The sequence below is a fragment of the Mariniflexile sp. genome, assembly GCF_041583155.1.
In the GTDB taxonomy this organism is placed as follows: domain Bacteria; phylum Bacteroidota; class Bacteroidia; order Flavobacteriales; family Flavobacteriaceae; genus Mariniflexile.
Genome location: NZ_JBFHGK010000012.1, coordinates 13,923 through 32,142, shown reverse-complemented (window position 1 = coordinate 32,142; position 18,220 = coordinate 13,923). Strand labels below are relative to the sequence as shown.

General features: G+C 32.5%; 19 protein-coding genes and 1 other RNA gene. 10 read left to right on the top strand and 10 right to left on the bottom strand.

Annotation, left to right across the window (positions count from 1 at the left end):
* Positions 1-55 precede the first annotated feature (55 nt).
* Entirely contained in the window at positions 56-394 is a 339-nt protein-coding gene (locus tag ABYI63_RS06300; RefSeq protein WP_372754590.1) for a CCC motif membrane protein, read from the bottom strand.
* A gap of 10 nt (positions 395-404) precedes the next feature.
* Complete coding sequence (locus ABYI63_RS06295; RefSeq protein ID WP_372754588.1) at positions 405-692, bottom strand: DUF2752 domain-containing protein; 288 nt, start codon at positions 690-692, stop codon at positions 405-407.
* A gap of 257 nt (positions 693-949) precedes the next feature.
* Between ABYI63_RS06295 and ABYI63_RS06290 the strand changes: the two genes are divergently transcribed.
* Positions 950-1,147, top strand: a complete 198-nt coding sequence (locus ABYI63_RS06290) for a hypothetical protein (protein WP_372754586.1) — start codon at positions 950-952, stop codon at positions 1,145-1,147.
* A gap of 5 nt (positions 1,148-1,152) precedes the next feature.
* The gene (locus tag ABYI63_RS06285; protein ID WP_372754584.1) at positions 1,153-1,716 is read left to right on the top strand and encodes a DNA mismatch repair protein MutS; all 564 of its coding nucleotides are present in this window, start codon (positions 1,153-1,155) and stop codon (positions 1,714-1,716) included.
* Here the strand turns inward: ABYI63_RS06285 and ABYI63_RS06280 are convergent, their stop codons facing one another.
* The gene (locus ABYI63_RS06280) at positions 1,717-2,628 is read right to left on the bottom strand and encodes a hypothetical protein (protein ID WP_372754582.1); all 912 of its coding nucleotides are present in this window, start codon (positions 2,626-2,628) and stop codon (positions 1,717-1,719) included.
* 102 nt (positions 2,629-2,730) lie between these two features.
* Between ABYI63_RS06280 and ABYI63_RS06275 the strand changes: the two genes are divergently transcribed.
* Positions 2,731-3,873, top strand: coding sequence for a cysteine desulfurase family protein (locus tag ABYI63_RS06275; protein WP_372754580.1), 1,143 nt, complete (start codon positions 2,731-2,733; stop codon positions 3,871-3,873).
* On the opposite strand, the gene ABYI63_RS06270 is transcribed toward ABYI63_RS06275, so the two are convergent.
* Entirely contained in the window at positions 3,874-6,402 is a 2,529-nt protein-coding gene (locus tag ABYI63_RS06270) for a carboxypeptidase-like regulatory domain-containing protein (RefSeq protein WP_372754578.1), read from the bottom strand.
* Positions 6,356-8,041, bottom strand: coding sequence for a M23 family metallopeptidase (locus ABYI63_RS06265; protein ID WP_372754576.1), 1,686 nt, complete (start codon positions 8,039-8,041; stop codon positions 6,356-6,358). The genes ABYI63_RS06270 and ABYI63_RS06265 overlap by 47 nt, the downstream gene beginning before the upstream one ends.
* Positions 8,042-8,218: 177 nt before the next feature.
* Here ABYI63_RS06265 and ABYI63_RS06260 point away from each other — a divergent pair, with 177 nt between their 5' ends.
* From ABYI63_RS06260 to rny, 4 genes are all read left to right on the top strand, one after another.
* A complete protein-coding gene (locus ABYI63_RS06260; RefSeq protein WP_372754574.1) occupies positions 8,219-8,509 on the top strand; it encodes a hypothetical protein in 291 nt (96 codons plus the stop codon).
* A gap of 15 nt (positions 8,510-8,524) precedes the next feature.
* On the top strand, positions 8,525-8,818 hold the full coding sequence (locus tag ABYI63_RS06255; protein WP_372754572.1) for a cell division protein ZapA: 294 nt from the start codon (positions 8,525-8,527) through the stop codon (positions 8,816-8,818).
* A 57-nt stretch (positions 8,819-8,875) separates the two neighbouring features.
* Positions 8,876-8,982: non-coding RNA, 6S RNA (gene ssrS, locus ABYI63_RS06250), on the top strand.
* A 60-nt stretch (positions 8,983-9,042) separates the two neighbouring features.
* Complete coding sequence (gene rny, locus ABYI63_RS06245; RefSeq protein ID WP_372754570.1) at positions 9,043-10,617, top strand: ribonuclease Y; 1,575 nt, start codon at positions 9,043-9,045, stop codon at positions 10,615-10,617.
* Between the two features lie 52 nt (positions 10,618-10,669).
* Here rny and ABYI63_RS06240 read toward each other — a convergent pair whose 3' ends face one another.
* Complete coding sequence (locus ABYI63_RS06240) at positions 10,670-11,830, bottom strand: ATP-binding protein (protein WP_372754568.1); 1,161 nt, start codon at positions 11,828-11,830, stop codon at positions 10,670-10,672.
* 74 nt (positions 11,831-11,904) lie between these two features.
* Positions 11,905-12,801, bottom strand: a complete 897-nt coding sequence (xerD, locus tag ABYI63_RS06235) for a site-specific tyrosine recombinase XerD (RefSeq protein WP_372754566.1) — start codon at positions 12,799-12,801, stop codon at positions 11,905-11,907.
* A 164-nt stretch (positions 12,802-12,965) separates the two neighbouring features.
* Here xerD and ABYI63_RS06230 point away from each other — a divergent pair, with 164 nt between their 5' ends.
* A complete protein-coding gene (locus tag ABYI63_RS06230) occupies positions 12,966-13,589 on the top strand; it encodes a porin family protein (protein ID WP_372754564.1) in 624 nt (207 codons plus the stop codon).
* Between the two features lie 76 nt (positions 13,590-13,665).
* A complete protein-coding gene (gene aroQ / locus ABYI63_RS06225) occupies positions 13,666-14,082 on the top strand; it encodes a type II 3-dehydroquinate dehydratase (protein WP_372754562.1) in 417 nt (138 codons plus the stop codon).
* Between the two features lie 128 nt (positions 14,083-14,210).
* On the opposite strand, the gene lpdA is transcribed toward aroQ, so the two are convergent.
* Positions 14,211-15,587: a dihydrolipoyl dehydrogenase gene (lpdA, locus tag ABYI63_RS06220; RefSeq protein ID WP_372754560.1), complete on the bottom strand. Its 1,377-nt coding sequence runs from the start codon at positions 15,585-15,587 to the stop codon at positions 14,211-14,213.
* Positions 15,588-15,703: 116 nt separating this feature from the next.
* On the opposite strand from lpdA, the gene ABYI63_RS06215 reads away from it, so the two are divergent.
* A complete protein-coding gene (locus tag ABYI63_RS06215) occupies positions 15,704-16,987 on the top strand; it encodes an NAD(P)/FAD-dependent oxidoreductase (protein ID WP_372754558.1) in 1,284 nt (427 codons plus the stop codon).
* 38 nt (positions 16,988-17,025) lie between these two features.
* Here the strand turns inward: ABYI63_RS06215 and ABYI63_RS06210 are convergent, their stop codons facing one another.
* Positions 17,026-17,577, bottom strand: a complete 552-nt coding sequence (locus tag ABYI63_RS06210) for a DUF1572 family protein (protein WP_372754556.1) — start codon at positions 17,575-17,577, stop codon at positions 17,026-17,028.
* A 16-nt stretch (positions 17,578-17,593) separates the two neighbouring features.
* Positions 17,594-18,064 carry a peptide-methionine (R)-S-oxide reductase MsrB gene (gene msrB / locus ABYI63_RS06205; protein ID WP_372754554.1) on the bottom strand — a complete coding sequence of 157 codons (471 nt, stop codon included), beginning with the start codon at positions 18,062-18,064 and terminating at the stop codon, positions 17,594-17,596.
* Positions 18,065-18,220 lie beyond the last annotated feature (156 nt).

Below are 18,220 nucleotides of genomic sequence, written 5' to 3'. Positions count from 1 at the left end.
ATATTGTTGCAAATAAAAAAGCGACCATTTGGTCGCTTTTTTATTTGCAAGTATTTTAAGCTCTCTGGGTCATGAACTCGCGCATTCTTTCCTGCAATAATTCTTGGTCTTGTAAAGCATCTATTCCGAAAACATAAATTAGCCATATTATAAAAAGGATATATAAAACACTTAATATGATACCTATAATTGCAAGTATTTTACCAATTTTCACATTTGAATAGCCAGTATATAAGTCAGGGTTTTCATTATATAACTGAGTCGCTTTACTAGCAAGAACAATAGTTACAATACCTAGTATTAAACCGACAACCCCATAACAACAACAGGTAATTATTGATATGATCCCGAATATTAAAATTAGTGTTGAATTTGGTAGTTTTTGTTGTTCCATAAAAGAATTATTAAGTTAGAAATGTTTTATATATAAAATTTGAAATGATAATTACAGCATTTAAAATGGCCAAACTAAAAATTATGGTGTTGGCAGATTTAAAGTTTTTGAAAAAATTGATTCCAATGGTGGCTAGCATTAAAATTAATGTGTAAATGGCTGGATACATAAAAAATGCTTGGGTAAATTCAGCCTGAAGAATAAGGTTAACCGACCGTTGCATGCCACAACCCATACAATCAAGACCTAATAGCTTCTTATTTAAACAGGGTAGCATGTAATCTTCAAGAGAGGACATTTTTTAATTTTGAGTTTTTCAAATGTATAAAAATTGGAAAACATCTGCAGTAAATGCGTATCTTAATTTTGAAAATTTCAACTAAAAAACAATAACCCTTTTTTTGAGGGTTCAAAAATCAAAATTCATTTATTTTAAACAATTAGTAACTCTAATTTTTAATGTAATTTTACACCCCTAAAAACAAGCTAAAATGGTTGCATCTATTTACATGGTTACCATGAAATGGCAAGTTTTGTTGAATAATAAAAATACACATGAAATATTTAAACTATATATTTATAATTTTAGGTGCCGCAGTAGCTATTTATGCTAATGCAGACACAGAACAAAATCAGTACATTTTAATTGGCGGTATTGTGTTACTCATGTTGGGAATTTATAGGATTTCCAAAACGATACCAAGTAGAAACGATGAATCTGATGAACGTAATTTAGACGAAAATAATAACTAAATGCTATGGGGTTTAAAGTAGGTGATACCGTTTTAGTTTTAGATGAGGCCATGACTGGTGTTGTAAAAAAGATAGTTGGAACTACAATTTCCATTGAGACCACCGACGGCTTTTATTTGGATTATGATAGTAGTGAATTAATTAAACGTAATCCTGAAGTTAGTTTAAAGAAAGAAGCTTTTTCGCATGCCAGTGCTGCGGCTGCTTTAAGGGAAAAAGAATTATCTGCTAAACGAAAACAAGTAAAAACTAAGCCCAAAGAACGTTTTGAGCCTACTATGGAAGTGGATTTACATATTCATCAATTGGTTAAATCTTCAAGAGGGATGAGCAACCATGATATGCTTACGCTTCAATTAGACACCGCAAAACGCCAGTTGGAATACGCAATTTCTAAACGCATTCAAAAAATGGTGTTTATTCATGGTGTTGGTGAAGGGGTACTTAAAATTGAATTAGAATATTTATTTTCTCGGTATAGCAATATCAAATTTTACGACGCCAATTACCAAAAATATGGTGTTGGTGCCACAGAAATTTATATATTCCAAAATGCCACAACCGATTAATTAAAAGTTTGGGTCTGGTGTTACTTTTCTTGATGTTGATAAAGCACTATCTTCCAGTACACCAAAATCAAAGGTGTCAAATGAAATTACTTCCAGATTAAAATTAGAAACCGTTAATGTAACTACATAAGTTTGTATTATGGTATGTTCTCTGTAAGCCTTTGCTGGTACTTTAGTAGAAACCTGAGGGTTTAAATAATCGGCAATCAATATACTAATATCGTTTGCAGGATTATTATCCTCAGATTGGTTTTCTTCATCGCGTGTTAAAACGCCATCACCATCATCATCAGGATCTAAATAATCAGGAATACCATCGCCATCAGTATCTAAAGCATCGCTTAAATCGCCGTCACCATTTTGATCTGGATCTTCATCTTTTGTAAGTACGTTGTCACCATCATCATCCGCATCTAAATAATTTGGAATACCATCACCATCGGTGTCATCATCATCTAAATTACCATTCCCATTAATATCTTCTAATGCAGCTTCAATTCCATCATTATCATCTTCAGTTAAAACGGTTTTGATGTAAACATTTCCGCTAGTACTCACTAAATCTTTGGTAATGTTGATTTCAGAAGAAGGTACATCATTACAGAACAAACTAGGTAATGAGGTGTTGCTATAGGTTCTGTAATTAAAAGTATTTGTAGAGCTTAATGTAAATTCGCCTTCGTATATATTATCCTCACCAACTTCAAGTAAATCTGCAATTTCTAAAGAAGAGATTATAATAGATAAAGATTCCGAAGGGTCTTCTTTGGTCTTGTAAAATACTAAACCATTGGTTCCGCATGCTTGAAATGTATTGTCAAACTCAAATTCAACATTAATAATATCACCATCATCGCAGGTGTATAAACTTAATAAAGCAAAAGATGAAATAACAAAAAATAACTTACGCATTGGGTTTGGGTTTTGATTGCAAAAATAAACGAATTGTTAATTATAACGCTGCTTATGGTTAATAATTTTATTCTAAGTAATTTTGGACTCTAAATTAATAAAATGCACCAAGTATATTTTGATAATGCCGCAACTACTCAAATAAGAGATGAAGTTATTACATCAATTGTTGAAGTGATGCAAAATAATTATGGAAATGCCTCGTCATCTCATAGTATAGGCAGATCTGCTAAAGTGTTAATAGAAAAATCTAGAAAAGCAGTTGCTAGTTATTTAAATGTCTCGGCAGCCGAAATTATATTTACATCGGGAGGTACCGAAGCAGATAATTTAATTTTACAAAGTGCAGTAAGAGATTTAAAAGTTAAGCACATTATTACTTCTAAAATTGAACATCATGCCGTTTTGCATACTATTGATCAGTTAGTTAAAGACTACAAAATAGCGGTTAGTTATGTAGATTTGAAGCCAAACGGTAATATTGATTATTTGCATTTGTCAACTTTATTAAAAAGCGAAACTAAAACCCTGGTAAGTTTAATGCATATTAATAATGAAATTGGCAATGTATTGAACATAAAAAAAGTATCGGAATTATGCAAAGCGAATGATGCCTTGTTTCATACCGACGCTGTACAATCTGTAGGTCATTATAAATTGGACTTACAAGACGTAAAAGTTGATTTTTTAGCGGCTTCAGCACATAAGTTTCATGGGCCAAAAGGTGTTGGTTTTGCTTTTGTTAGAAAGAATTCAGCCTTGAAACCACTTATTTTTGGAGGTGAACAGGAGCGAGGGTTGCGTGCTGGTACCGAAAGTGTTCACAATATTGTAGGGATGGAAAGGGCTTTAAAGAGTGCTTATAACAATTTAGAAAAGGAAACCCAATACATATTAAGCCTTAAACAATACTTTATAGAAAGTATTACAGCAAAAATTCAGAATGTAAGCTTTAATGGGAAATCTGGCGACATGGAAAAAAGTACCTATACCTTAGTTAATGTGTGCTTACCAATTCCTCCTAAAAAAGCAGCCATGTTACTATTTCAATTGGATTTAAAGGGTATTGCTTGTTCTAAGGGAAGTGCTTGCCAAAGTGGTAGTAACCAAAACTCACATGTTTTAAATGAAATTTTATGTGAGGAAGATTTACAAAAGCCTTCAATTCGGTTTTCATTTAGTATTTATAATACCAAAGAAGAAATTGATTATGTAATAGATGTTTTAAAAGAATTTATTGAATAATTAAAACTTCATAGTGGTTCTAAGATTAAAAACTCGTGGTGTTAAATAATTTGGAATGGCGTATTGACGTTTGGTATAAACATCGCGTACCCAAGTATTTGTAATGGAGTTTTGTACATCAAAGATGTTGTATATTTCAAAACCGAAAGACAGTTCTTTAAATGGTTTTTTCCAACCACTATCAAATTGTTTTTTAGCATCCACTAATACAAACTGCAGGCCTAAATCGGCACGTTTGTAATCGGGTAAACGGTTTTGGTAATCATATGGATCTGCATAACTTGGAGAACCTCCTGGTAAACCCGTATTGTAAACCAAATTCAGGTATAGTTTCATATTAGGTACATTTGGTACATAATCTTGGAATAAGGCAGCAAATTTTAAACGTTGGTCGGTTGGTCGAGCTATATAGCCTTGGTTGTTAATGTTTTCTTCCGTTTTTAAATATCCAAAGCTAAACCAAGATTCGGTGCCCGGAACAAATTCGCCATTAAGTCGCAAATCTAGCCCGTAAGCATAGGCCTCTGCGTTATTTTCGGCAGCATAACGAATACGTACATTTTCTAAGGTATACGGATTCACATCATTAAGTTTTTTATAATAGGCTTCCGACATTAATTTGAAAGGGCGATCCCAAATTTTAAAGCTGTAATCATTTCCTAATACAAGATGAAATGATTGTTGCGCTTTCACGTTTGGTTGTACAATCCCATTGGCATCGCGTAATTCTCTGTAAAATGGTGGTTGGTAATACAACCCTGCAGCAATTCTAAAGAGCATATCTTTTTCCCAATAAGGTTTTAATGCAAATTGAGCACGTGGACTAAAAACCACTTGGTTTGAATTTTTAGTAGAACTACTTTCATCGTTAACCCACCAATTATGCATACGTACACCCGCATTGTACCAAACATCACTGGTTCCTAAAGTGGTGCGTTTACTCCATTGCGCATAGGCTTGAAGACGGTTTATCTGTGTGTAATTGGTAGCTCTTACATTTTGAAAAGCTTCCAACGGACCACTGTAGGCTTCATATGGCTGTTCGTTTGCAGGTGTTGTTTTTGGAGGCCTGATTGAAAACCCTGCAGAATCTATTACTTCCCATTCAATTAAACGATCGCGAATATCTTCGTTGGTGTATTTTAAAGACCATTCAATTCGGTTATCATTAATTGTATAATCACCTTTATGTTCTACGTTGGTTATTAAAGCATCTAAATCATTTCGGCCATGATTTAATTGACTACCAACACCTCTGCTAAATTCCACTTCTCCCAATGCTTCATCACCAATATTACTATTTACTTCACCCAAGCGATACTGTGCAAAAATATCAAAATACTCTTCTTCTGTTGTATGATATCTTGAAGCTATTAGTTTAAGTGTTAAATCATCATTAGCAAAATAAGTGCCTTTAAAAGCACCAAAATAAGTTTGGTAGCGGTCTTTTTCCTGACCTTCATAAAAAACCAGTAATGCGATAGGATCGCTTAATGTGCCAAAATTTGTTTGGCGAGTTTCCGGTTCGTAGTTGTATTTGTTAATGGAGGCATTTCCTAAGAAACTTAATTGAAATTTACTTGAAAATATATAAGTGAAATATGCCTGAGCATCAGCGAAAGAAGGTTTGAAATTGGTTTCCGTTTCTTTGGCATTTACAAATAAACTATTATCACGATAACGAAGCCCCACAATTCCAGAAAATTTAGAATCTTTACTTATATTTTCAACCGACAGACTACCACCAAGAAAACTTAAATCGGCGTTAGCTTCAAATTGATATGGATTTTTATAAGTAATATCTAAGACAGAAGATAGTTTATCACCATATTTAGCTTGAAAACCGCCTGCAGAAAAATCGACGTTTTGTACCATATCAGTATTTACGAAACTTAAGCCTTCTTGTTGTCCAGAACGTACTAAAAATGGGCGATATACTTCAATATCATTAACATACACAAGGTTTTCATCGTAATTTCCTCCGCGTACTGAATATTGTGTGCTTAATTCGTTATTATTACTAACCCCAGGAAGTGTTAAAAGTAAATTCTCAACTCCAGCATTTGCACCCGGAATTTTTCGAATGGTTTCAGGTCTTAAAGTAATAATGCCTTCAATTTCCCGGTGGCGTTTATTGGTTATAACTACCGCAGCTATTTGTTCAACAGATGCACTCATAACGGGATTAAATTCATAATCCTCTCCATTTTTTAAATTAAAAGTACTAACAATTTTTTTATGAGATAAATGTGTAAATTCAACCAAAACATCCGTGTTTGCAGGAATTTCTAGCATGAAAAAACCATTGGAATTACTTGTGGTTCCTTTGGTGGGAGTTTTAATATTTACATTAGCAATGGGGTTATTATTTACATCTAGAATAATTCCTTTTATGGTGGCTGTTTGTGAATTACCTAAAAGAATAATTGAAAAAAAGAATAAGGTAAAAACGAAAAAGGTTGTTTTCAAATTTTTATGAAATTTATTTTCTGTAAAACACTGATTCAAAAGTAGTACTATTTCCAACATTATCAGTGACAATTACTTTTAAATTATTCTTGCCTTCGGGTATAATATTATCATTAAAATCGTGTGTAAGAGTTTGAGTTTTGTAATCGTATTCCATTAAAATCCACTTATCATTTACCGTAGCGCGATAGTTAGAAATTCCAGAATGTGTATCGCTTATTTTAAGTTTTAAAAATCGGTAGTTGCTTAACCATTGACCGTCTCTAAAATTTACAGCCGAAATATGTGGGTTAACCACATCGGTAGCCAACCCGTAAGTACCAAGGGTTTTCGTGCTTGTAGACAAGATGTTGCCTTCTCTTTTTGTAGAAGAATAAACAGGATACTTTTTGGAACCTACTAAACGGGCAATATATAGCTTGTTTTTATCAACATCTCTATAACTACTAATATCATAATTAATGGTGAAGTTTTTTCGAGTCGGTATAACATCTTCGTGTAGGGTTAAAGTATCATTTCGAACATCAAAATCTATATAAAAATCTTCAAAAAAGGTGTCTGGATAAAAATCTACTGATACATTACCAGATTTTAAATTGGTACTTTGACTAGCGGTTATATAATAAGGTGTTGTTTTTGGCATTACAGGGTTTGTAACTGTAGTTTTTTTACCTTTTATATTAATAGAAACGAATGATTCATTGTTTTTAAAATCGGAAACGCGAATTTTATAGATTGAAGAAACACTATCTTGAATAGTTAAAACCCCATCATTCAAATAAGGTTTTAATATACTTAAAGGATTATTTAATTTAAATAATTTTTGAATGCGTTGTCTTTTGGTAACATAATGCTCATAATCTAAATATTGATTGATGCAATTGGATTCGTCAAATGAAAACAGACTAAAATCTACTTCAAAATTTTTATTGCCGTTCAGATATGTTTGAATGTTGAAAACACCATTGGAATTTGCAGCTAAATCTTGTCTGTCTGTAGTTTCAATTCCAAAACCTATGTTGCCGTAAGCTTCGATAGTTTCAGTAGCATAATCACCACTTTTCAAAGGGATAAGCCTAAGTTTCTGTTTAGAGTTTGATTTATTTATGGAAGATTTTTCATCCAAAGGAAAGACATAAATAGTGCTAATAATTGGTTTAGAAGTATCTTTAATATCTATACCAAAGAGCATTGGGTTCATGGGGCGTTCCAATTTATCGCGAATCTCAAAGTGTAAATGTGGCCCGCCGGACCCGCCAGTATTGCCACTGTAAGCAACTATGCTCCCTTTGGTAACCGGTAATGTTTCAGCACTAGGAAAAAGTTCAATTTCATAGGACTCTTGTTCGTATTGTTGCTTTTTAATATAGGCCTCAATTTCCGGTGAAAAACGCTGTAAATGTCCATAAACCGTAGTGTATCCATTAGGGTGTGTTATGTACAAGGCCTTACCGTAACCAAAATGCGCTAATTTAATACGACTTACAAAACCACTTGCGCTGGCTAAAACATTCAAACCCTCTCGTTGTTGCGTTTTAATGTCTAAACCCGAATGAAAATGATTAGGTCGTAACTCAGCAAAACTGCCAGATAAAATTAATGGAATATCTAATGGGGCACCAAAATAATCCTGAGGATAATTGTTTTGGGCATTGGTAAATATGGAGGATATTAAAAGTAGGTATAAGATTAATCGCATATAAAAGTAGTTCGTGCTAAAATATTAATAAGTTGTGAATGTGCAAAAGAATAAAACAAAAATCAAGCCATGATATTGATTATGAGTGCTGATGAAAAATTTAAAATTTTATTAAAAAACAATTGTAATATATACGCAGGTATGTTAACTTTGTGAGATAAGTATTGAAATTTGCAAATGAGTAATATTGAAGATATTGTAGATTCGTTAGAAAGCAAAATAGGCAAGGTATTACACAAAATGGAGCTTTTAAAGCTTGCTAATTTGAAATTAAATGAAGAATTAGAAATTTCAAAGCAAGAAATTCTTAGTCAAAAAAAACAAATTTTGAATTGGCAAGAAAAATTTGAAGCCCTTAAAATGGCAAATACAATACTTGGTAGTGACGATAATAAAAGAGAAACTAAGCTTAAAATAAACGCATTAATTAGGGAAATTGATCATTGTATTGCTCAATTATCTGAATAAGCAATTTTTAAATCAATGTCTGAAAAGCTTAAAATAAAGCTGTCTATAGCTAACAGAGTATATCCTTTGAATATTGATGCAAGTCAAGAAGAAGGGTTGCGAAAAGCGGCTAAGAATATTGATGAGATGATTAAGCAATTTGAGCAAAGTTATTCTGTTCGCGATAAACAAGATGTATTGGCTATGTGTGCCTTACAATTTGCAGCTCAAGTAGAACAGAAAGCTATTGATAAAGAGAGTGTAAGCGAGCATGTAGAAGAAAAACTAAATGCCTTAAATAGTTTATTGCAATCTCATTTAATCTCTTAAACGTTCTTTAAAATAAACTAAAAGTTACTGCCTACATTAGTTATCCATTTTTGATAAACTCAACGTTAATTCTTTAAAAAAGGTGAGTTTAAGTTGTAAAAGCACGCTGCCTTGAGCAGATCCTTGATCAGCTTGTTAGCCTTAAACTTGTATTTAAGGAGTTTATACAAAATTTTTATACTGGTGTAGGCTTTTTTATATATACAAATTAACTAAACAAACGAATGGATAACTCAATTATATTGATGGCTGGAAGCTTAATAATAGGTGTCGTTGGAGGCTTTATTATTGCAAAAATATTAGAAAAAAATAATGCATCTAAACTTGTAAAAGAAGCTAAAAAATCGGCTACTTTGATATTGAAACAAGCTAATAGCGAAGGCGAATCAATAAAAAAAGATAAAATTCTTCAGGCAAAAGAGAAGTTTATCGAATTAAAATCTGAACACGAAAAGGTGATTTTTGCTCGTGATAAGAAAATGGATGAAGCTGAAAAGCGTACGCGAGATAAAGAATCACAAGTATCAAATGAACTTGCTAAAACAAAAAAACTAAATGAAAGTCTTGAGCTTAAAGAAAAAGATTACGATCATAGGATTGAAGTTTTAGAAAAGAAACAAGAAGAGATTGATAAACTTCATAAAAATCAAGTAAAACAATTAGAAATAATTTCAAGTCTTTCAGCAGAGGAAGCTAAATCCCAATTAGTAGAATCATTAAAAGGTGAAGCTAAAAATGATGCTATGGCATTTATTCAAAGCGCATTGGAAGAAGCAAAATTAACAGCTGAGCAGGATGCTAAAAAGATAATTATTAATACCATTCAGCGTATAGGAACAGAAGAGGCAGTTGATAATTGTGTATCTGTTTTTAATATAGAATCTGATGATGTTAAAGGTCGCATTATTGGGCGAGAAGGTAGAAATATCCGGGCAATTGAAGCCGCAACAGGTGTGGAAATTATAGTAGATGATACGCCTGAAGCCATTATTTTATCTTGCTTCGATTCAGTAAGAAGAGAGATTGCACGCTTATCATTACATAAATTAGTGACCGATGGTAGAATTCACCCGGCTAGAATTGAAGAAGTTGTTGAAAAGACGACTAAGCAAATAGAGCAAGAAATAATTGAAGTAGGAAAGCGTACTGTTATAGATTTAGGTATACATAATTTGCATCCTGAACTTATTAAAATGGTAGGTAGAATGAAATATCGTTCGTCATACGGACAAAACCTATTACAACATTCACGTGAAGTAGCTAAACTTTGTGGTGTTATGGCAGCAGAATTAGGACTAAACCCTAAGCTTGCCAAACGTGCTGGTTTATTACATGATATTGGAAAAGTGCCAGACGCTGAAACAGATATGGAAACGCCTCATGCGATTTTAGGTATGCAATGGGCTGAAAAATTTGGTGAGAAGGATGATGTATGTAATGCTATTGGAGCGCATCACGATGAAATTGAGATGAAATCGTTGTTAGCACCAATTGTTCAAGTTTGTGATGCTATTTCTGGTGCACGTCCAGGTGCAAGACGTCAGGTGTTAGATAGTTATATTCAACGTTTAAAAGACTTAGAAGATATTGCTTTCGGATTTGCAGGAGTTAAAAAAGCGTATGCAATTCAAGCGGGAAGAGAACTAAGAGTTATTGTTGAAAGTGAAAAAGTAGACGATCAGAAAGCAGCTGAATTATCTTTTAGTATTTCTCAAAAAGTACAAACCGATATGACGTATCCTGGGCAAGTTAAAGTGACTGTTATAAGAGAAACCAGAGCAGTTAATATTGCCAAATAAAAATTCCTGCCAAAGGCAGATAAATTATATCATCAAATAAAAAAATCCAGCTTTAAGCTGGATTTTTTTTCATATTCATTGTTAAGGTAAAGGTGGTTCCTACATTAACTTTACTGCTAATTTTGATAGTACCACCAAGTGTTTCAACTTGATTTTTTGTGAGGTATAATCCAACACCCTCTGCGTTATCGTTTCCATGAAATGTGCGATATAGTCCAAAAATATCTTTTCCGTATTTTTCTAAATCAATACCAATTCCATTATCTGCAACTGTAATGGTTACAACACCGTCTTCCTGTATATGAGAATCAATATTAAGTACAGGTGTTCTGTCTGGATGTGAATATTTAATTGCGTTAGAAGCCAAATTTTGAATGATACTTTCTAAATACGATCTGTTGGCATAAATTATTATGTTTGGATCTACATTATTGTTTATAATGGCCTTCTTACTACTAATTTCTAGATTAAGTAGTTTAATGGTGCTCTCAATGTATTTATGAATACATAAACTTTCACGCTCTAATTTTGTTGCGAATTGCTTGCTAACAATTTCATTTAAATTAGTAATAGTTTTACTTAATGAGCCAGAAACAGCTTTTAAATGGGTAATTATTTCATCCTTTTCTTCGTTTGATTCTGCTGAATCATAAAACTCAAGTAAACTTTCGAAATTACCAGCGTATTCCTTTAAATTATGAGTAACAATATGTGCAAAATTTTGAAGTCTATTGTTCTGATTAGTTATAATTTTGAGGTTTTTGGCTATCTGAGATTCCTTTTCCTTCCTCTCGGTTATATCGCACACGGTACCGATAATACGTTGTGGATTGCCAAAATCATCTCTTTTTACAACGCGCCCTGATTCCTTTATCCACTTATAAGTGCCATTTTCACGTAAAATTCTATGTTCACTAATGTAATAAGGAGCTTCTTTATTGTAATGTTTGGTTAAATTAAGAAGTAAGTTATCAATGTCATCTGGATGAACTGTTTTTTTCCAGTTGTACTGGTTAAAATCCATATTATTAATTCCTAAAACCTCTATTGCTTCTTTTGAGTAGTTAACATAGTTAGTTTCTAAATTAAAATCCCAGACACCAATATTGGAGTTTTCCAAGGCAAATTGTGATGTGTATTTGTCATAGTTTAGGTCTAAATTCACATCAACCTTATCGTTAATAGTAAATTTGCGTTCTAAAATATCGTTCATAGGGGCATAGCTTAAATATACTTACAAACTTAAACAATAATTCGATTAAAAACAAATAACAACGTTAAAATGCGCTATTTTCTGGGGTGATATTGTTCGATAACCTTGGTTAAATGACTTTTGTCCAAATGCACATAAATTTCTGTAGTGGTAATGCTTTCATGTCCAAGCATGAGTTGAATAGAACGTAAATCGGCATTGTTTTGTAATAAATGTGTAGCGAATGAATGCCTAAAGGTATGGGGAGAAATACTTTTTTTAAGTCCAATTTTTTTAGCTAATTCTTTTATTATAGTAAATACCATAGCTCTGGTAAGTTTTTTTCCTCTTCTGTTTAAAAACAAGGTATCTTCAAAACCAGCTTTAATTTGCATATGGTTTCTAATTTCACTTCTATAAATATTTATATATTTCTGAGTGACCTCAATAATTGGTACAAAACGTTCTTTGTCTCCTTTACCAGTTACTTTAATGTAACCTTCTTCAAAAAATAAGTCTGATAATTTTAGGTTAATTAATTCAGTAACTCGTAAACCACATCCGTAGAGGGTTTCTAACATAGCTCTATTCCGTTCACCTTCAGGAGTGCTTAAATCAATATTATTAATTAAATTATCTATTTCTTGTTCGGATAGGGTATCAGGTAATTTTCGACCTATTTTTGGTGATTCGATAAGTTCTAATGGATTGGTTACTATGTAGTCTTCAAACACTAAATACCCAAAGAAACTTCGTAGACCAGATATTAATCGCGATTGTGAACGCGTATTAAGTACTTTAGCATTTTCATAAATGAATTGCTGTATTGTTTCTGTTGAAATAGAAATAGGCGATTCACTTATTTGGTGTTCTTCTAAATATCCAATTAGCTTTTTTACATCAAAACTATAATTGTTAATAGAGTTTTTAGATAAACCGCGTTCTATCCTTAAATATAATTGATAATCTTTTAATGCGTTTTCCCATTTCATATGTGTAAAAATAAAGCAAATATATTTGTTGACTAAATAATAATTTTATACTTACTAATGCGTATTTTTTGTATTATCTATTCAGAAAAAACTGATTTTAGTTGTTAAAATCGTATAAATAGACTTAATTAGATGAATAATAACCAATTAAACATTATTTAATTATGAAAACACTATTATTGAGTGCTTTAATTACAGTTTTTGGATTAATGAATTTTAATGCCCAAGAAGTAAAATTTGGGGCTAAGGCAGGATTGAACTTTGCATCTATTGGTGGGGATGATGTAGGTGATCAGGATGGGAGAACAGCTTTCCATGTAGGTGGTATTGCTGAAATTGTTTTTTCCGATAAGTTTTCTTTTCAACCAGAATTATTGTATTCTTCACAAGGATCAAAAGAAACGTATGAGGATTCATTTGAAAAGGGAGAGTACGTATTAAAATTAGAATATATTAATATTCCCTTGATGGCCAAATTTTATGTGGCTGAAGGTTTTAGTATTGAAGCTGGCCCTCAAATAGGATTACTTTTAAGTTCTAAATATGAATATGAATATTTTGATAAAGAAGATTCTTTCTATAACGAGTCAGGTGAAGAAGATGCTAAAGATTACACTAGTGGTATAGATTTTGGCATAAATGCAGGTGTTGGATACAAATTAGCAAGTGGTTTGAATTTTGGAGCAAGATACAACTTAGGGTTGTCTAATATTTGGGATTTTGAAGACTCTGATGATTTTAAACAACATAACAATGTAATTCAAATTTATATAGGTTTTATGTTCTAATAGTTGTTCTATTAAAATTTAAAAAGGAGGCAAATTGCTTCCTTTTTTTATGTCTAATTTTTAATATATTTACTTTATGAAAAAAATAACCATCATTAACGGTCCTAACTTAAATCTATTAGGCAAAAGAGAGCCTCATATATATGGGAGTTTAACGTTTACTCAATTCTTAGAAGATCTTAAGGATAAATACCCAACAGTTCAAATTGATTATTTTCAATCAAATATTGAAGGTGTTATTATTGATAAATTACACGAAGTTGGTTTTAGTTTTGATGGTATTATATTAAATGCAGGAGCCTATACACACACATCAATAGGTATTGGTGATGCTGTAAAAGGTATTGAAACACCTGTGGTGGAAGTGCATATTTCAAATACATTCGGAAGGGAAGAATTTAGGCATCAATCCTATATTTCCGCGCATGCGAAAGGTGTAATTCTTGGTTTTGGCTTACAAAGTTATGAGTTAGCTATTCAAAGCTTTTTGTGAAATTTTTAAACATTTTCAGGTTTTAGGTTACTAGAATTTAAGATAATATACTTAATAAAAAAAGGTTTCAGAATTTCTGAAACCTTTTTTTTATCCAATAATATAAATTGTCTTAAAATCTAAGAAGTCTATAAGTGAATTACTTCATCATAAGCAGCAGCAACAGCCTCCATAACTGCTTCACTCATAGTAGGGTGAGGGTGTACTGCTTTCAATACTTCATGTCCTGTAGTTTCAAGTTTTCTGCCTAAAACAGCCTCTGCAATCATATCGGTAACCCCAGCGCCAATCATATGGCAACCTAACCATTCACCGTATTTTGCATCAAAAATAACTTTTACAAAACCGTCTTTATTTCCACCTGCACTTGCTTTACCAGAAGCAGAGAATGGGAATTTACCAACTTTAATGTCCAATCCTTTTTCTTTAGCTTGTTTTTCGGTTAAACCAACACTTGCTATTTCTGGAGTACAATAAGTACAACCAGGAATGTTACCGTAATCTAAAGCCTCAACATGCTGTCCTGCAATTTTTTCAACACATAAAATACCTTCAGCAGAAGCAACGTGGGCTAAAGCTTGTCCCGGTGTTACATCGCCAATAGCGTAGTAACCTGGTATATTTGTTTGATAAAAGTTGTTAACTAATATTTTGTCTCTATCAACAACAATTCCAACATCTTCTAAACCAATATTTTCAATATTTGTTTTAATTCCAACGGCAGATAAAATAATATCAGCTTCTAAAACTTCTTCACCTTTGTTTGTTTTTACGGTTGCTTTAACACCTTCTCCAGATGTGTCAACTTTGGTAACTTCAGCAGAAGTCATGATATTAATACCGCTCTTTTTAAATGATTTTTCTAATTGTTTTGATACGTCTTCATCTTCAACAGGTACAATATTTGGTAAATATTCTACAATAGTTACTTCGGTTCCCATGGAGTTGTAGAAGTATGCAAACTCAACACCAATAGCACCAGAACCAACAACAATCATCTTTTTTGGTTGGTTTGGCAAGCTCATTGCTTCTCTGTAACCAATTACTTTTTTCCCATCTTGTGGTAAACTTGGTAATTCGCGAGAACGTGCTCCTGTAGCAATAATGATATGATCTGCACTATATTCTGTGCCATCAACATCAATTTTTTTGCCTGGTTTTAATTTACCGTAGCCTTTAATGACGTCAATTTTATTCTTCTTCATTAAAAACTCAATACCTTTACTCATACCATCGGCAACACCACGGCTACGACTTACAACAGCGTTAAAGTCTTTATCATAATCTTTCACAGATAACCCGTAATCACCAGCATGTTTCAGATATTCAAATACTTGAGCAGATTTCAATAACGCTTTAGTAGGGATACAACCCCAATTTAAACATACACCTCCAAGGTTTTCTTTTTCAACCACAGCAGTTTTAAAACCTAATTGGGACGCTCTAATAGCCGTTACATAGCCACCTGGTCCGCTTCCAAGAACAATAATATCGTATTTACTCATGAGATTTTTTTAATCGTTAATTTACAGGCTACGAATTTACGAAACCTATTTTTAATAATGAATTTAGAAGGCCTTAAATTTATATCTTTTCTTACCTTTGTTTTAATACGTAGTTTATGAATATACCAAAAACAAGTTATCCGCGTGTTGTAATTATAGGCGGTGGTTTTGCTGGCATTTCGTTGGCAAAAAAATTATCCAAACAAGAAGTGCAGGTGGTCTTGTTAGATAAAAATAACTATCATACGTTTCAACCCTTATTATATCAAGTATCTACAGGCGGTTTAGAGCCTGATTCTATAGCGTATCCCATTAGAAAAATACTTAAGGATTTTCCTAATTTTCATTTTAGATTGGCTAATGTTGAAGAGATTGATCCCGTTAAAAATAAAGTTTTAACAGATATTGGGCCTCTTAAATTTGACTATTTGGTTGTTGCATCGGGGGCTGAAACTAATTATTTTGGAAATTCAGAAATTGAAAAAAACAGTATGGCTATGAAGTCCATACCTGAATCTTTGAATTTAAGAAGTTTAATACTCGAAAATTTTGAAGAGGCATTATTAACTTCCGATTTAAATGAACGAAATGCTTTAATGAATTTTGTGATTGTTGGTGGAGGCCCTACTGGTGTAGAACTTGCCGGTGCTTTAGCCGAAATTAAAAAGGGCATTCTTCCGAAGGATTATCCCGATTTAGATACACGTTTGGCGCAAATTCATATCATTCAGTCTAGTGATTGTATTTTAAAAGGAATGAGCGATAAAGCTTCTGCCAAAGCTGAAGATTTCTTAGAGAAGCTAGGAGTAAACATTTGGAAAAATATAAGAGTAACCAATTACGATGGTAAACTTGTTACTACTAATACCGATTTAACTTTTGAAACGGCTACTTTGGTATGGGCAGCAGGTGTAAAAGGAGCTACAATAAAGGGATTAAATGCAGGCGATTTTATTACTAAAGGCAATAGGTTATTTGTTGATAAATTTAATCAAGTAAAAGGATTCTCAAACATTTTTGCCGTTGGAGATGTTGCTTGTATGACTACCGATGAGTTTCCTAATGGCTTGCCTATGATGGCGCAACCCGCGATGCAACAAGGAAAACAGTTAGGCGAAAATATGGTTCGTTTAATTGAAAATAAACCTATGATACCTTTTGAATACAATGATAGGGGTGCCATGGCTACAATAGGAAGAAACAAGGCGGTAGTGGATTTACCCAGATTTAAATTTCAAGGTGTTTTTGCGTGGTATGTGTGGATGTTTGTCCATTTATTTTTCTTAATTGGATTTAGAAACCGAATGGTGGTTTTTATTAATTGGGTGTATAATTATGTGCGTTTTGATAGGGAAGCACGATTAATTATTAGACCTTTTAAGAAGAAATTAAAAAGCTGATTTTTTTGAATTCTGATTATTATTTTTTGAATTAAGGATTAAACGTTGTCAGTAAAATGCCGTGTTCCTTTTTCTTTGTTAAATTTAGTCTCATTGTATTTTTGCGAATTTCCTTTTGGAATGGATAGAGAATGCCACTGGTCGCCTTTTAGAAGTTTACCTAAAAATACCATTTGCCCGATATGATATGGGTAATGAGCTAATTGTCTATTGATAGCTTCTGTAACTGTATGTCCTTCATTTCTAATATAGATGATACGCTCTAAATCTTCAGTTTTTAAAGATTTCAAAGTACTAAAAAAGCAATACCACCCATTTTCCCACGAAGCAATTAATTCCTCTTTCGATGTAAAAGTATCTTCAAATTCAGCATCGCGGTTACGCCATACTTTTTCGCCATCTTCAGTTAAAAAGTTGGTCCAGCGACTTAGCATATTACCTACAATATGCTTTGCGATTATTGAAACCGAATTAGATGTTTCACTGCCTTGCCATTGCAATTCATCAAAAGTCAGTTGGTTTAAGGTTTTATCTCCCAAACCTTTATAATATTCAAATTGCTTTATAACACTTACTAAATAGCTTTCCATATAGTAAAGATATAATTTATTTTTCAGGAATAAACTTTAAAGCAACGCCATTAATACAGTGTCTTTTTCCAGTTGTTTTTGGACCATCATTAAAAACGTGACCTAAATGACTACCACAGGTTGCACAATGTTCTTCAACTCGAGTATAACCTAAATCTCTATCCGTTCCAAAAGCTACATTTCCTTTAATTTCTCTATCAAAACTAGGCCAACCAGAACCTGAATCATACTTGTGCTCACTTTTAAATAATGGAGTATCACAGGCTGCACAAACATAAATTCCTTTTTTATAATTTTTATTTAATGGGCTTGAAAAAGCGGGTTCAGTTCCTGCCTTTCTAAGTACGTAAAATTCCATGTCTGTCAATTCAGATTTCCATTCTGCCTCTGTTTTTGAAATTTTGTAGTTTTTTTTGGTTTCTTTTTGAGCATTCCCATTGCAGCTAAATAATATAAGGCCCATGCTAAATAATAGTATTTTTTTCATTCTTTAGATTATAAAATTTTACATATTAAATTGGTCGAAGCGACTTGTTGAAAATAACATTAAGCAGAAATTAATAATTTATTTATTATATTATAAGAAATAAATTACTTTTGGCTTGAAATATTTTTGGTGCAATTTTTGTACTTTTAATAATTA

Coding starts and splice junctions, on each gene's coding strand:
- ABYI63_RS06300 (WP_372754590.1), bottom strand. CDS start 394: ATGGAACAACAAAAACTACCAAATTCAACACTAATTTTAATATTCGGG.
- ABYI63_RS06295 (WP_372754588.1), bottom strand. CDS start 692: ATGTCCTCTCTTGAAGATTACATGCTACCCTGTTTAAATAAGAAGCTA.
- ABYI63_RS06290 (WP_372754586.1), top strand. CDS start 950: ATGAAATATTTAAACTATATATTTATAATTTTAGGTGCCGCAGTAGCT.
- ABYI63_RS06285 (WP_372754584.1), top strand. CDS start 1,153: ATGGGGTTTAAAGTAGGTGATACCGTTTTAGTTTTAGATGAGGCCATG.
- ABYI63_RS06280 (WP_372754582.1), bottom strand. CDS start 2,628: ATGCGTAAGTTATTTTTTGTTATTTCATCTTTTGCTTTATTAAGTTTA.
- ABYI63_RS06275 (WP_372754580.1), top strand. CDS start 2,731: ATGCACCAAGTATATTTTGATAATGCCGCAACTACTCAAATAAGAGAT.
- ABYI63_RS06270 (WP_372754578.1), bottom strand. CDS start 6,402: ATGTTGGAAATAGTACTACTTTTGAATCAGTGTTTTACAGAAAATAAA.
- ABYI63_RS06265 (WP_372754576.1), bottom strand. CDS start 8,041: ATGCGATTAATCTTATACCTACTTTTAATATCCTCCATATTTACCAAT.
- ABYI63_RS06260 (WP_372754574.1), top strand. CDS start 8,219: ATGAGTAATATTGAAGATATTGTAGATTCGTTAGAAAGCAAAATAGGC.
- ABYI63_RS06255 (WP_372754572.1), top strand. CDS start 8,525: ATGTCTGAAAAGCTTAAAATAAAGCTGTCTATAGCTAACAGAGTATAT.
- rny (WP_372754570.1), top strand. CDS start 9,043: ATGGATAACTCAATTATATTGATGGCTGGAAGCTTAATAATAGGTGTC.
- ABYI63_RS06240 (WP_372754568.1), bottom strand. CDS start 11,830: ATGAACGATATTTTAGAACGCAAATTTACTATTAACGATAAGGTTGAT.
- xerD (WP_372754566.1), bottom strand. CDS start 12,801: ATGAAATGGGAAAACGCATTAAAAGATTATCAATTATATTTAAGGATA.
- ABYI63_RS06230 (WP_372754564.1), top strand. CDS start 12,966: ATGAAAACACTATTATTGAGTGCTTTAATTACAGTTTTTGGATTAATG.
- aroQ (WP_372754562.1), top strand. CDS start 13,666: ATGAAAAAAATAACCATCATTAACGGTCCTAACTTAAATCTATTAGGC.
- lpdA (WP_372754560.1), bottom strand. CDS start 15,587: ATGAGTAAATACGATATTATTGTTCTTGGAAGCGGACCAGGTGGCTAT.
- ABYI63_RS06215 (WP_372754558.1), top strand. CDS start 15,704: ATGAATATACCAAAAACAAGTTATCCGCGTGTTGTAATTATAGGCGGT.
- ABYI63_RS06210 (WP_372754556.1), bottom strand. CDS start 17,577: ATGGAAAGCTATTTAGTAAGTGTTATAAAGCAATTTGAATATTATAAA.
- msrB (WP_372754554.1), bottom strand. CDS start 18,064: ATGAAAAAAATACTATTATTTAGCATGGGCCTTATATTATTTAGCTGC.